Raw genomic sequence first — 12,678 nt, forward strand, 5'->3', positions numbered from 1 at the left:
AATCCCGCCGGGCGCGGCGTTGGCCGCGTCGCGCGCCGGCGGGTATGTCGATGTCGCGGCTCAGTGCACCTTGGCGCTGGTGAACTTGAGACTGGTGCCGCTGTTCGCGGTCACGAGCCAGTACGTCGAGTCGGTGATGACGACGCTGCCGAAGCCTTGCGTGATGACCGGCAGTGCGAAGCCCTTCTTCGGCAGCAGCCACGTCATGTTCGCGAGACTGGTCGGGTGGCTGGCGGCGAACGCCCAGCCGCTGCCCGTGTCGGTGGCCGACCACGTGACGTTCAGGCGTGCACGATCGAAGGTCGTGATGTCACTCATCGTGTACCACTTGAACTGACCGAGCAGCTTCAGCGTATTGGCTTGCGAGAAGATCGCGGACAGCGTCGACGTATAGGACGACGCGCCGAGCGGGTGCGCGTAGATCAGCCGGCTAGTGCGGTTCGCGACGACGAAGTTCATCAGCGATGCATACCAGTTGTTCACGTCGGCCGTCGGCACCGCGAACTGCTGGAACTCCTCGAAGGTCGCGTACTTGCCGAACGGCATCACCGGGTAAGCCCACAGGCCCGGGTTCAGCAGCGCGCCGTTGCGGTATGCGCGGGTCGGCGCCGAGCCGGTGTGCCCGGTGAAGTAGTAGCCGTTGAAGCCGTTGCTTTCGAGCCAGTTGACCGACCAGGTCGGCGTGTTGCCTTCCGGCGCCGCGTACTCGACATCCGGCACGGCCGTCACGGCCTGAACGGCCTGGTGATTCATCACCAGGTACTGCGTGAACGTGCTCGCGTTCGATTCACTCGCATTCGCGCCCCAGTAGTCGTGAATCCAGCCGCCGTGGCTACCGACGCGATGGCCTTTGTTCACGAAATACTTGAGGAGATTCTGCGCGGGCGGGTTGTTGGCGAGATTGAGGCCGCCACCGTCGCCGAACGCCGCTTCATCGGGGCCGGCCGTGACCACGAGCGAGAACGGCCCGTTGTTCCACACGCCGAGGCTCTTCAGGTAGAGCGCCGGCTGGAGCTGATCGCCCGCGCAGAAGTGCCAGTTGAACACGAGGCCGGCCATCGCCTTCGGCAGCGGCGACAGCGACGGCAGGTTCAGCATCTGCGTGCCGAAATAATGCAGGTAGCCGTGGATCAGCATGCCGTCGGTCTGGCCGTCGAGGTACGCGAGCGGCAGGTTGACGAACAGCACGCCGCCGTTGCCGTACGTGTTGTAGCCGGACACCAGCCCGAAGGTCGGCGAGGTCAGGATGGTCGTGCCGGTATACGTGCCTTGCGTGACGAAGCTCGGATAGGTGAGGAAGCCGTACACGTAGCCGGAGATGCCTTCGAGCGTGTCGGTGGTGGTGGCCAGCGTCGACGCGAGCGTGTTGGCCGTGTTGCCGGTCGACGTGCTCAGCAGCGAATTGGCGGTGTACGCCGTGGTCTTCTTCAGCTTGCCGGTCACGGTGCCGGTCAGCTTGGGGGCCGTCTGGTTCAGCACGCCGCTGCCCTTGGTCGACGTCGCGTACTGGAACCATGCGCCGTGGTTGTAGTTGGCGAGTCCGCCCGGGTTCGACGGGCTGGCGGCCAGAAACTGTGCGGTGCCCGACGTCGAATTCGTCGACGTACCCGACGTACCCGACGTGCTCGTCGATGCGAGCGCACTCGCGGTCGTGGTGCTCGACGAAGCCGTGGTCCACGCCATCGACTTGCCGGGAGGCACCTGGAGCGTGCGCAGCCAGCTGCTCATGCCGGTCACGTTGCCGAGGCCGATCATGTTGCCGCCGTATTGGTCATACAGCACGTAGTCCACGCCGACCATGCTGCTGAAGCGCGATTTCGGGCTGACGTAGAAGCCGGCCGCATTCAGCACGCCGAAATCGTAGACGAGCATCACCTTGCCGCCGTTCAGCGCATAGTTCTGGATCGCCGTTACCAGCGAGTCGGCCGCGGTCGTATGTACCTGATCGGGCAGGATCAGGCCCGGATACTGCGACAGCGACGCGCCGGCCGCCATGAACTGGCTGTCGGTCATCACCTTGATCTGCAGCCCTTCCTCCTGCGCACTGTCGAGCCATGCGGATACGCGCGGATCGGGCAGCGTCAGCGTGTCGGGCACCAACAGCAGAAGCTGGTTGGTGGCCGCCTGAGCGCCGCCCGGACTGAATGCGAACGCGAGCGCGAACAGCGCGAACAGGATCCGCAAGAACTTGCCTGACTTTGCCAACATGGTGTGCTCCTCGCTCAAGGAATGGGGGCGTGCGGCAGCGTGATCCGCGTGCCGCCAGGTCGACCAATCCAGCCCCGTAGGTGTGTGCGGCTGTCCGGTTCGTCGGGTATCGAGCGGTGCGTGTCGACGGCAGCCGGTTGCGCACATGCGTCGGTGCGCGGCGCTGCCTTCGCCGACGAGAGGACTCGATGCGACACGTTGAAAGAAGCGAACAACGTGCCATTGGCGCAGGAGGCCCGGTCCTGCTGGCTTCCTGCGATGCACGTCGCGTGGCGCGGTCGCAAACGCGGCGGATTCGTTTCATCGCTGATACGGCGCGTTTGACGGCACTATCAGCAGACGGAATCGCGATCGCGCGTCAGTGCGCCGGGCCAGCTCGCGCAGTAGGTATAGAGCGTGACCAGCAGCCCGATCAGCAGCGGCCCGCCGAGCAGGAAATAGCAGAACGGCAGAAACAGCAGCGAGCCGTGATGGATGATCGTCGCATGCAGCAGCATCACGAACGGCAGCGCGACCACGAAGTAGCCGAGCACCAGCAGCGATGCGGCGGCCTTTTGCAGCAGCGAGAAATCGAGCGGGTAGTACAGCGCGGCCATCACCAGCGGGATCAGCGCGATCGCCGCGCCGTGCAGCACGAACATGTCGCGCAGATGCAGTTGCGGGACATACGGGAACGTGCCCGGCGCGAGCCAGAAGTACGCGCAAATCAGCAACTGGGTGAAGCTCGCGATACGTAACAGATATGCAACAGGCAGCCAGTTCGCGCGCCGGATGAACGATGCGGCGAAACCGATCGCACAGAGCGCGGCGGTGGCGGCCAGCAGCATGCCGCCCGGCAGGCGGGCCGCCACGTCGATCGACAGCAGCGGCACGCGTGGCGCGTCGGGCGGATAACCGATCACGATCACGTGCAGCGCCGGATCGATCTCGCGCGCGCCCCACGCCATGATCGAGCGCCAGTAGCGCCACGCCAGCGGCAATCCGAACCACAGCGACGCGTACAGCGCGGGCGTCAGCAGCGCGATCGACCACAGCCAGCGCTGCGGATGCGCGTGAATGCGCAGCGAACGATCGACGGGAGGACGGACGGGATGCGTGTGCACGGCGTCCGCCCGCCTACCAGCGATAGAACACGCTGAGCTCGCCGCCGATCCGCGAGTAGTACGGGTTGTGGTAGTAGGCGAATTCGAGCTGCGTTCCCCACTTGCGCGTGAACCAGTAGCGCCATTTCGCGGTGATCTCGTGGCTGCGGAAATCCGCGATCTGCGTGCCCGAGCCGGTGACCTGATACGCCTCGCGGCCGACCCCGCCGCGCAGCACGATCACGCTCTTGCCGGCTTCGCCGTAGGTGACGGCGCCGTAGTAGCCGGGCGCCTTCACCGATCCGGGCGAATCGACCGTATAGTTCGCGCCCGCCTCGAAAATCCACTTCGGCAATGCGTACCAGATCACGCCGGCGTGATAGAGCTGATCGCGGTGTCCGCTGCGGTTCCATGCGTAGCCTGCGCCGAGCGATACGACCAGCGAACGATCGGGCAACAGCTTGCGGTTGATCGACGCGTCGATGCGCGCACTCGGCAGGATCGTGCCCGACGTGGTGCCCGAAAAGCCGATCCCGCCGAACCAGTCCGGCCCGAGATCCTGCACGTAGGTGAGCGCGCCGAGCTGCGTGTTCTCGCCGAAGCGGTGCAGTTGCGCCAGTTCGCCGAGGATGGTGCGGCCGCCATCCTGATAGACGCCGCGCAGGTGGACGCCGTACCAGTCGCCGTAGCCGTGTGTCAGGTGCGCGCTCGAATAGCCGAGCGTCAGTTCGGTATGCGTTTCCCGCGGCGCCTGCACATGGGCGACGACGGCATCGGGCAGCGGCGGCCGGTTCGTATCCTCGGGCGTGAATTCGGCGAGCGGCACGCCGTCCGGCAGGCCTTCCGCGTCCACACGCACGAACATCGACTCGTCGCGCATGCGTGGGGTGATGACGGTCGCGGGGGCCGGAGGCTGCACGGCGGGCACGGCGGCGGCATCGTCCGGCTGCTCCGCCAGCGCCGCGGGCGCGCCGAAGGCGACGCCGCACAGCATCGCGAGGGTGGCAACCGGCACGCGCGGGCCGCGATGGCTGGGGCGATCAGACATGAGGCGCTCCTTGACGGGATGTATGGAACCAGCCGCTGCGCCACGCGACGAGGTCACCATGCACGCAGGCATGATTGACGATCGACACGTCGCGCGCGCACGCGCTGACCGGATGACCGGCGACACCGATGCGCGCACCCGTGAGCCGCAGCAGGCCGCCGGCCGACACGACGCCGTCGATGCAGCTCGCGCTGGCGAGCAACACGTCGTCGCGCGCGAATACCGCGCCGTGCAGCAACGCGTGACGTTCGAGCTCGACGCGATGCGCCTTGACGCTGCCGCGCAGCACGCAGCCTTCGCCGAGGACGAGCGTCCCGTCGACGATCAGGTTGCCTTGCACGACCGTATGCGCGGGCAGGCGAACGTCGCACGGCAGCAGGTAACGACCGTGCAGGAAGCGATGCGGCAGCGACGCGAAGTGGCGGGTGAGCGAGATCGCGCGGCGCGGCGCGGCCGCCGTGTCCGCGGGCCGCGCGCCCGGCGCCGCGCCGAAGACGATCGGCTCTCCGTACAGGCACGCGAAGCCGCCGGCGCCGCGCAGGCGCACCGTGCCGCCGACCACGACGCCGCGCAGCACCGCGCCGTCGACGTCCACCAGCGGCGCATGCGCGAGCGTGCCGATCGTCGCGCCGGCGTGGATGTCGATGCGCTCGTCGGCGAATGCGTACGCGGCCCGCGCGCCGTCGTCGAGCGTGATCGTGCGATCGGCGTGGAGCACGTCGTCGCGATGCGCGTCGCGTGCGACGTGAATCGCTTCCGCATGCTGCACGGCCAGCCCGAGCGCTTGCCACGGCGGGGCGCCGGACGCATCCGTCGGCGGCGTGCCGGCCGCGTGCGCGCGCAGCGCGTCGTGCCAGCGCGCGGCGAGCAGCGCCTGATCGACGAACGGCCCGTCGCCGATCGGCAGCGCCGCGACGTCGCTGCGCCGGATCAGTTCATGCAGCAGCGGCAGGAACGGCAGGGTGAGCACGCCGGCCACCGGCACCATCACGTTGAAGGTCGTCATCGCTCATCGCTCCGGTTTCAGTTGCCGGCGAAAACGCTCGGTCTTGTCCCATTTCAGTTCGCGGCGCAACGCGGCGTCGAGCAGGAGCCCCCAGAGCGCGGAGACGACCGCCGCAATCGTCACGCAAAAGCCGACGACGTTGACCGGCACGAGCCGCAGGCGCGTCGCGCGGCCGTCGAGCCGCGCGGCGACGACGATCTCGAAGAACACGCCGAAGTTGCCGAAGGTGCTGAACGAGAACAGCGCGAACAGCGATAGCAGCAAACCGAGCGCGGTCGAGTTGACGCCGTTGAACAGGTAGAGCGCGAGCGCGGCGCTCCAGGCGATCGCGAGCAGCGCGGGCATCGCGAATACGCCGAGCAGCAGCGCGCCGTCGAGCCGGCAGCGCCGCGAAATCAGCGGATTGCGCAGCACCGGCAGCAGATAGCGCAGCATCGTCTGGTTGTGGCCCTTCGCCCAGCGCGTCAGTTGCCGGGCGCGGACGGCCCAGCGCTCCGGCACTTCCTCGTAGCATTCGGCGTGGTTCAGATATACCGTGCGCCAGTCGCTCAGCAGCAGGCGGTAGGTCATGTCGGTGTCTTCGGCGAGCGTGTCGTCGCACCAGCCGCCCACGGCGTCGAGCGCGCTCTTGCGGATGCCGCCGACCGTGCCGCCATACTGCGGCACCAGGTCGAGATTGTTGCGGGCTTGCTGGTTGACCTGGTAGCCGCCCGCGCGCTCGAGATCGAGCAGCCGCGCGAGCAGGTTGCTGTCGGCGTTCTGCGGCACGACGCGGCCCATCACCGCGCCGACTTCCGGGTCGAAGAACGGCGCGACGAGCTCCTTCAGCAGCCCGGGGCGCGGCAGGTAGTCGGCGTCGAATACCACCATGATGTCGCCGCGGATGAAGCGCAGCGCATCCTTCAGCGCGGCCGCCTTGCCCGGCTTGCCGGTCTCGCGGTGAAACGGCTGGATCAGCTCGGGCGCGAGCGCCCGGACTTCCTCGATCAGCGCGTGCGTGTTGTCGGTCGAGCGGTCGTTGACCGGAATGATCGTCAGCCGGTCGCGCGGGTAGGTCGTGGCCAGCAGCGCCATCAGGCAATCGACGATGACGGTTTCCTCGTTGTGGGCGGCGACGAAGACCGTGAGCCGCGGCCAATCGCCGTGGGTCATCGTCCGGTAGGGCGCATGCTGCGGCTTGAACAGGCGGTCGATGCTGAATACGTAGTGCCGTGCGGCATACACGCACGTCAGCAGCGTGAACAGCCACAGGTAGGCAACGCACGGCATCAGCAGCAACTCGGGATCGAACGTGAGGTCCGGCGGGGTGGCGGGCGGCGGCGCGAGCGACGCATCCGGATCGGGCGACGCCTGCGCGGAGACGGACAGCGTCACGCTGTCGAGCGCGGCTCGCTCCACCGCGATCGCGATATGTGCGGCGTTCGCGGCGTTGACAGCGGGGGCGCCGAACCGGGCGGGTTCGGCAATTGCCTGCGAGGCGGTGTCGGTATCGCGCACGATCAGCGAGCAGGCAAGAACGATCAGCAGCAGGATGCCTTGCTCACAGAGTGACGCCGTGCGCGTTTTCTTCATGTCTGGTCCCCGGTCCCGCAACGACGACCGGTGAGCGCCGAAGCGCTGCGTGGATCGCGCGGATGTCAATGGAAAGCGGTGGCGCGTCCGTCGCGCAGGGGCCGTGGTCGGGTGCCCCGGACGGACGCGTTGCGTCGCCTCCCGGCTTCGTTGCCTTGGCGTCCCCGTCCGTCTGCTGCCGTGCGAGTGCTTCGGGACACCTGTCCGACATCAAGCAAGGCGTGAGCCATCTGCCCGGATACCCCGTGCGGCAAGGCGCCGTGCCCGGGAAGCGGATCCGGGACGCGCGTGGGCGGCGCGTTTTGATTCACTGACGAATCAGCGTGCACGGATCGCATTCGGCCCGCGCGGCGCCGGCGGCAAGCGTTTCCCACTTCGCGTGGCGGCCGGTTCGTCCCGTCCGTTGGGGCGCTGGCGGGGAGCGGCTGCGCAGACGGACTGTCGTCTCTGATCCGTCGCGCGGGCGGCGGTATGGCGGTCGAAACGTGCGCCGGTTTCGCATGAGGAAAATGGAACGCACTCCGATGTATTTGCCGGATTCGGCGCCGCGTTACACATTCGCAACATTTCCCGCGCACCGATTCGTGTGACGCAAGCGCCGTCTCGCGCCGGAGAAATTCCGTACGCGCGACGGCGGCCGACGGCCGCGCGCGCGCCACGCGCTGCACCGACGAAAGGGGCGAATCGAGACGACGCAACGCGCGTCGAAAGATGCGCGCGCTTCGATGCGTCACGCGTGACGACAGGCATGCGCGATTCGTCGGACGACGTCGTCGGACGGATCGCGCGCGCGTCCCGGTGTTTGTCGTTGTCGCGGGGGGCGGCGATGCGGGCGCCCGTAGCAGTTGTGAAACATTCCGCAACGCGCCGCGTGCACACGATCGCCGTGAAACGAAGCGGGCCGGGATGCGGGCCGGCTGGTTTGAATATTGCTGTAGCAGGAGGACCTGACGCTCGACACGGCGAGGAGCTGCTCATGACGTGATGGATCCACCGCAACCGGCCGGTAGTACGACGATTCGCGCGGCCCGGACCGCGCGGACGAGGTGGCCGCTCGCCCCGCAGCACCACGGCATGTCGATCGCGCGCGAGTACGGGGTGCGCCGCCCGAATACATGCTTCGCGCCACGTGCAGGATCGCCACGCGCGAAGCGGCTAAACGAGGACAACGATGAAGAAGATCTTGCTTGTGTTCGGGACTCGGCCGGAGGCCATCAAGATGGCGCCGCTGGTGCGCGCGCTGAAGGCGCAGGCGGGTGTCGACGCCCGGGTATGCGTGACCGCGCAGCATCGGCAAATGCTCGACCAGGTGCTGACGCTGTTCGACATCAAGCCCGACTACGATCTCAACCTGATGCGGCAGGGCCAGACGCTGACCGACGTGACGACCGGCATTCTTCAGGCGATCGGCATGGTCTTCGACGAATTGCGTCCGGACGTCGTGCTGGTGCACGGCGATACGACGACCACGCTCGCGGTGAGCCTCGCGGCGTTCTATCGCTATCTGCCGGTCGGGCACGTGGAGGCCGGGCTGCGCAGCGGCGACATCTGGTCGCCGTGGCCGGAGGAACTGAATCGCCGCGTGACCGATGCGGTGTCGTCATGGCATTTCGCGCCGACCGGGCAGGCACGCGACAATCTGCTGAGCGAGGGCGTGCCGGGCGGGGCGGTCTCGCTGACCGGCAATACCGTGATCGACGCGTTGCACGAGGTCAAGCGCATGCTCGATCGCACCGCCGCGCTAACGGACCGGATCGCCGCGTACTTCCCGTTTCTCGAACCGTCGCGGCGCGTCGTGCTGATCACCGGCCATCGCCGCGAAAGTTTCGGCGAACCGTTCCGGAATTTCTGCGACGCGCTCTGCACGCTGGCGAAACGCTATCCGGATGCGCAGTTCGTCTATCCGCTGCACCTGAATCCGAACGTGCGGGAACCGGCGCGCGCGCGGCTCGGCGGCGTGCCCAACATCTACCTGATCGAGCCGCAGGAATATCTTTCGTTCGTATTCCTGATGTCGCGCGCGTATTTCATCATCACGGATTCGGGCGGCATTCAGGAAGAGGGGCCGGCGCTCGGCAAGCCGGTGCTCGTCACGCGCGAGACGACCGAACGGCCCGAGGCGATTCAGGCCGGCACCGCGCGGCTCGTCGGGACCGACCAGGACAGGATCGTGTGGGAGGCGTCGCGGCTGTTCGACAGCGAAAGCGCTTACGAGGAAATGTCCCGCGCGAGCAATCCGTATGGCGACGGCCATGCGAGCGAGCGGATCGTGCACGCGTTGATGCGAACGCCCGGCGTGCCCACGAAGACGACGAGTTTCGCGATGGGTGCCGCCGAAATGCCGTTCAACGCGCTCGCGCTCGGGTTGCAGGCGTTGCGCTCGCCGTGAGGAAAACCATGCGGTAGCGCGTTTCGACGCGTTCGCGCGCATCCATCGAGCATCCGGTCCGGCCGCGAGGTCGGCCGGATGTTTGCACGTGTGCGCCCCGGCACGAATCGTCCCGTTGCATTCGCCAGTCATGCCGCCGACACGCGCCGTTCCCGGCCGTGTGTTCTTCCCGCTTGCCTAAAACTCCCGAATCGCCCCGATCCGACGTCAAATCCGAAATGGTTCGATAATGCCGACGGCGATCCATGCGGACGAGCGGCCGGCCGGCGTTCGGTTGAAAGGTTGCACGGGCAACCGGCCGACAGCATCGTTCGCGGCATCCGCCCGGCCGTGCCTGCACGCGACACGGCCGACGAAACGGCGCCACGCCTGCCTGATCGTTCGGAATGTGCGCCGCGCCGTTCGAATCCCCACCCGATGCCTGCCCGGCGGGCATCGCAACCAGGAGGTGAACGATGATCACGCTGACCGTCAACGGTAGCGAGCAGCACTTCGACGGCAATCCCGACATGCCGTTGCTCTGGTATCTGCGCGATGTCCTCGGCCACACCGGCACCAAGTTCGGCTGCGGCATGGCGCTGTGCGGTGCGTGCACCGTCCATCTCGACGGCGTGGCGATCCGGTCTTGCATCACGCCGGTCGCGGCGGCTTCCGGCAAGCGCGTGACGACGATCGAGGGGCTGTCGACGGACCTCACGCACCCGCTGCAGCAGGCGTGGCAGGAGTTGAACGTCGCGCAGTGCGGCTACTGCCAGTCCGGGCAGATCATGCAGGCCGCGTCGCTGCTGAAGACGAATCCGCATCCGAGCGACGCCGACATCGACGATGCGATGTCCGGCAACATCTGCCGCTGCGGCACCTATACGCGCATTCGCGCGGCGATCCGGCTGGCCGTGCGCCGCGGAGGTGCCGCATGAGCGCATCCGAATTCTCCGTCCACAACGAAAGCCGCCGCGCGCTGCTGCTCGGCTTCGCGTCAGGCGGGCTGCTGCTCGCGTTCGGCGTGCCGTCGCTCGCGCAGGCGGCCGCGCCGGTGCAGCCGCCCGTCAGCGCGAATCCGCGGTATGGCGGCGCAGGCATGCCGCACGGCTTGCGCGACGATCCGAACCTGTTCGTTGCGATCGCAACGGACGGCACCGTCACGGTGACCTGCATCCGCTCCGAGATGGGGCAGGGCGTGCGCACGAGCGTCGCGCTCGTGGTGGCCGACGAGCTGGGCGCGGACTGGGCGCGCGTGAAGGTCGCGCAAGCGGTCGGCGACGAGGCGCGTTACGGCAACCAGAACACCGATGGGTCGCGCAGCTTGCGCCAGAGCTTCGCCGCGCTGCGCCGCGCGGGCGCGGCCGCGCGCACGATGCTCGCGCAGGCGGCCGCTGCGGAGTGGGGCGTCGACGTGCGCCAGGTCAAGGTGACGGTGCACGAGGTCGTCGACCCGAAGACCGGACGCACGCTCGGCTTCGGCGAGTTGGCGGCGAAGGCGGCCGCGCTGCCGGTGCCGGATACGACGACGCTCGCGTTGAAGGCGCCGGCCGAATTCCGCTATATCGGCAAGGGCAGGACGGCGCTGATCGACGGACGCGACATCGTCGGCGGCCGGGCACAGTACGGGATCGATACGCGGCTCGACGGCATGCTGTATGCGGTCGTCGCGCGACCGCCGGCCTACGGCGACACGGTCGCGTCGTTCGATGCGTCGGCCGCCGAGAAGCTGCCGGGCGTCGTCAAGGTCGTGCAACTGGCGTCGACGCCGCTGCCGTCCGGCTTCCAGCCGCTCGGCGGCGTGGCCGTCGTCGCGCGCGATACGTGGACGGCCATCCAGGCACGCGCGCAGTTGAAGATCGACTGGAAGCGCGGGCCGCATGCGGGCTACGACTCGGCCGCCTATCGCAAGACGCTCGAAGCGGCCGCCGCTCAGCCGGGCGACGTGATCCGCAACGACGGCGACCTGGCGGCCGCGCTCGCCGGCGCCGCGAAACGCGTGCGTGCGACGTACTACGTCCCGCATCTCGCGCATGCGACGATGGAGCCGCCCGCGGCCGTCGCGCGCGTGGCCGACGGCCGTTGCGAAGTGTGGACCTGCACGCAGGCGCCGCAGACCACGCGCGACGAGATCGCGAAGGCGCTCGGCTTGCCGACCGAGCGCGTGACGGTCAACGTGACGCTGCTCGGCGGCGGCTTCGGGCGCAAGTCGAAGCCCGATTACGTGGTGGAAGCCGCGCTGCTGTCGAAGGCGGTCGGCGCGCCCGTGAAGCTGACCTTCACGCGCGAGGACGACATCGCGCACGACTACTTCCACGCGGTGTCGCTCGAGGCGTTCGACGGCGGGATCGATGCGTCGGGGAAGGTCGTCGCGTGGCAGCATCGCACGGTCGCGCCGTCGATCCAGTCGACGTTCCGGGCCGGCGTCGTGCACGAGCAGCCGGGCGAGCTCGCGCAGGGCATCGCGGATCTGCCGTTCGCGATTCCGAACGTGCGGATCGAGAATCCGGCCGCCGAAGCGCACACGCGGATCGGCTGGTTCCGTTCGGTGTACAACATCCCGCATGCGTTCGGGATCCAGAGTTTCGTGTCGGAGCTCGCGCATGCGGCCGGCCGCGATCCGAAGGATTTCCTGCTCGAACTGATCGGGCCCGCGCGGCGTTTCGAACCGCACATCACGGTGAGGAACGTGAACTACGGCGAGGATCCCGCGCTGTATCCGGTCGATACGGGGCGGCTGCGGCGCGTGGTCGAGACGGTCGCGCGCGAAGCCGGCTGGGGGCGCAAGCTGCCGAAGGGGCACGGGCTCGGGATCGCCGCGCATCGCAGCTTCGTGTCGTACACGGCCGCCGTGTGCGAGGTTCAGGTCGGCGCGGACGGCGGGATCTCGGTGCCGCGCGTCGACATCGCGATCGACTGCGGGCCGCAGGTCAATCCGGAGCGCGTGCGCTCGCAGCTCGAGGGCGCGGTCGTGATGGGGCTCGGCATCGCGCTGCACGGCGAGATCACGTTCAAGGACGGCCACCCGGAGCAGAGCAACTTCAACGGCTTCCAGGTGCTGAGGATGAACGAGGCGCCGCGCGAGATCCGCGTGCATCTCGTCGCGCCGGACGACTACTCGACGCCGCTCGGCGGCGTCGGCGAACCGGGCCTGCCGCCCGTCGCGCCGGCGCTGACCAACGCGATCTTCGCGGCGACCGGCACGCGTATCCGCAGCCTGCCGGTTGCCGATCAGCTCGCGAAACCGCGGGCGGGTTGACGCAACCACCGTTCGTGGCGGCGGCGCCGGGCCGCATCGCGCGGCCCGGCCCGCCTCCCGGTGCGCGGACTCGCGCGAGCGTCGTTGTCGGTTGCGAACGACCGTGCTAAATTTCCGCCAGCCGGAATGCTGACG

General features: G+C 68.1%; 8 protein-coding genes. 3 read left to right on the top strand and 5 right to left on the bottom strand.

Translation table 11 applies throughout. From position 1 onward, the window contains the following. Positions 1 to 60: 60 nt before the first annotated feature. The 5 genes from CFB35_RS06500 to CFB35_RS06520 form a co-directional block, all read right to left on the bottom strand. Positions 61 to 2,208, bottom strand: coding sequence for a hypothetical protein (locus CFB35_RS06500; protein ID WP_089464693.1), 2,148 nt, complete (start codon positions 2,206 to 2,208; stop codon positions 61 to 63). A gap of 332 nt (positions 2,209 to 2,540) precedes the next feature. Further along, positions 2,541 to 3,311, bottom strand: coding sequence for a hypothetical protein (locus CFB35_RS06505; RefSeq protein WP_089464694.1), 771 nt, complete (start codon positions 3,309 to 3,311; stop codon positions 2,541 to 2,543). A gap of 13 nt (positions 3,312 to 3,324) precedes the next feature. Next, positions 3,325 to 4,338, bottom strand: a complete 1,014-nt coding sequence (locus tag CFB35_RS06510; protein WP_089464695.1) for a YaiO family outer membrane beta-barrel protein — start codon at positions 4,336 to 4,338, stop codon at positions 3,325 to 3,327. Further along, on the bottom strand, positions 4,331 to 5,344 hold the full coding sequence (locus CFB35_RS06515) for a polymer-forming cytoskeletal protein (RefSeq protein WP_089464696.1): 1,014 nt from the start codon (positions 5,342 to 5,344) through the stop codon (positions 4,331 to 4,333). The genes CFB35_RS06510 and CFB35_RS06515 overlap by 8 nt, the downstream gene beginning before the upstream one ends. 3 nt (positions 5,345 to 5,347) lie before the next feature. After that, on the bottom strand, positions 5,348 to 6,916 hold the full coding sequence (locus tag CFB35_RS06520) for a glycosyltransferase family 2 protein (RefSeq protein WP_089464697.1): 1,569 nt from the start codon (positions 6,914 to 6,916) through the stop codon (positions 5,348 to 5,350). Between the two features lie 1,171 nt (positions 6,917 to 8,087). Here CFB35_RS06520 and wecB point away from each other — a divergent pair. The 3 genes from wecB to CFB35_RS06535 all read left to right on the top strand — a co-directional run bounded on the left by wecB (position 8,088) and on the right by CFB35_RS06535 (position 12,543). Further along, on the top strand, positions 8,088 to 9,305 hold the full coding sequence (gene wecB / locus CFB35_RS06525) for a non-hydrolyzing UDP-N-acetylglucosamine 2-epimerase (protein ID WP_089464698.1): 1,218 nt from the start codon (positions 8,088 to 8,090) through the stop codon (positions 9,303 to 9,305). A gap of 455 nt (positions 9,306 to 9,760) precedes the next feature. Continuing rightward, positions 9,761 to 10,222 carry a (2Fe-2S)-binding protein gene (locus CFB35_RS06530; protein ID WP_059573824.1) on the top strand — a complete coding sequence of 154 codons (462 nt, stop codon included), beginning with the start codon at positions 9,761 to 9,763 and terminating at the stop codon, positions 10,220 to 10,222. Beyond that, positions 10,219 to 12,543: a xanthine dehydrogenase family protein molybdopterin-binding subunit gene (locus CFB35_RS06535; RefSeq protein ID WP_089464699.1), complete on the top strand. Its 2,325-nt coding sequence runs from the start codon at positions 10,219 to 10,221 to the stop codon at positions 12,541 to 12,543. Before CFB35_RS06530 ends, CFB35_RS06535 begins: the two co-directional genes overlap by 4 nt. Positions 12,544 to 12,678 lie beyond the last annotated feature (135 nt).

The sequence above is a fragment of the Burkholderia sp. AU16482 genome (genome assembly GCF_002223285.1).
Lineage (GTDB): Bacteria > Pseudomonadota > Gammaproteobacteria > Burkholderiales > Burkholderiaceae > Burkholderia > Burkholderia semiarida.

What these genes read in the sequence shown, in the direction of transcription:
- wecB (WP_089464698.1), top strand. Translation starts at nt 8,088, where the DNA reads ATGAAGAAGATCTTGCTTGTGTTCGGGACTCGGCCGGAGGCCATCAAG.
- CFB35_RS06520 (WP_089464697.1), bottom strand. Translation starts at nt 6,916, where the DNA reads ATGAAGAAAACGCGCACGGCGTCACTCTGTGAGCAAGGCATCCTGCTG.
- CFB35_RS06500 (WP_089464693.1), bottom strand. Translation starts at nt 2,208, where the DNA reads ATGTTGGCAAAGTCAGGCAAGTTCTTGCGGATCCTGTTCGCGCTGTTC.
- CFB35_RS06515 (WP_089464696.1), bottom strand. Translation starts at nt 5,344, where the DNA reads ATGACGACCTTCAACGTGATGGTGCCGGTGGCCGGCGTGCTCACCCTG.
- CFB35_RS06535 (WP_089464699.1), top strand. Translation starts at nt 10,219, where the DNA reads ATGAGCGCATCCGAATTCTCCGTCCACAACGAAAGCCGCCGCGCGCTG.
- CFB35_RS06530 (WP_059573824.1), top strand. Translation starts at nt 9,761, where the DNA reads ATGATCACGCTGACCGTCAACGGTAGCGAGCAGCACTTCGACGGCAAT.
- CFB35_RS06510 (WP_089464695.1), bottom strand. Translation starts at nt 4,338, where the DNA reads ATGTCTGATCGCCCCAGCCATCGCGGCCCGCGCGTGCCGGTTGCCACC.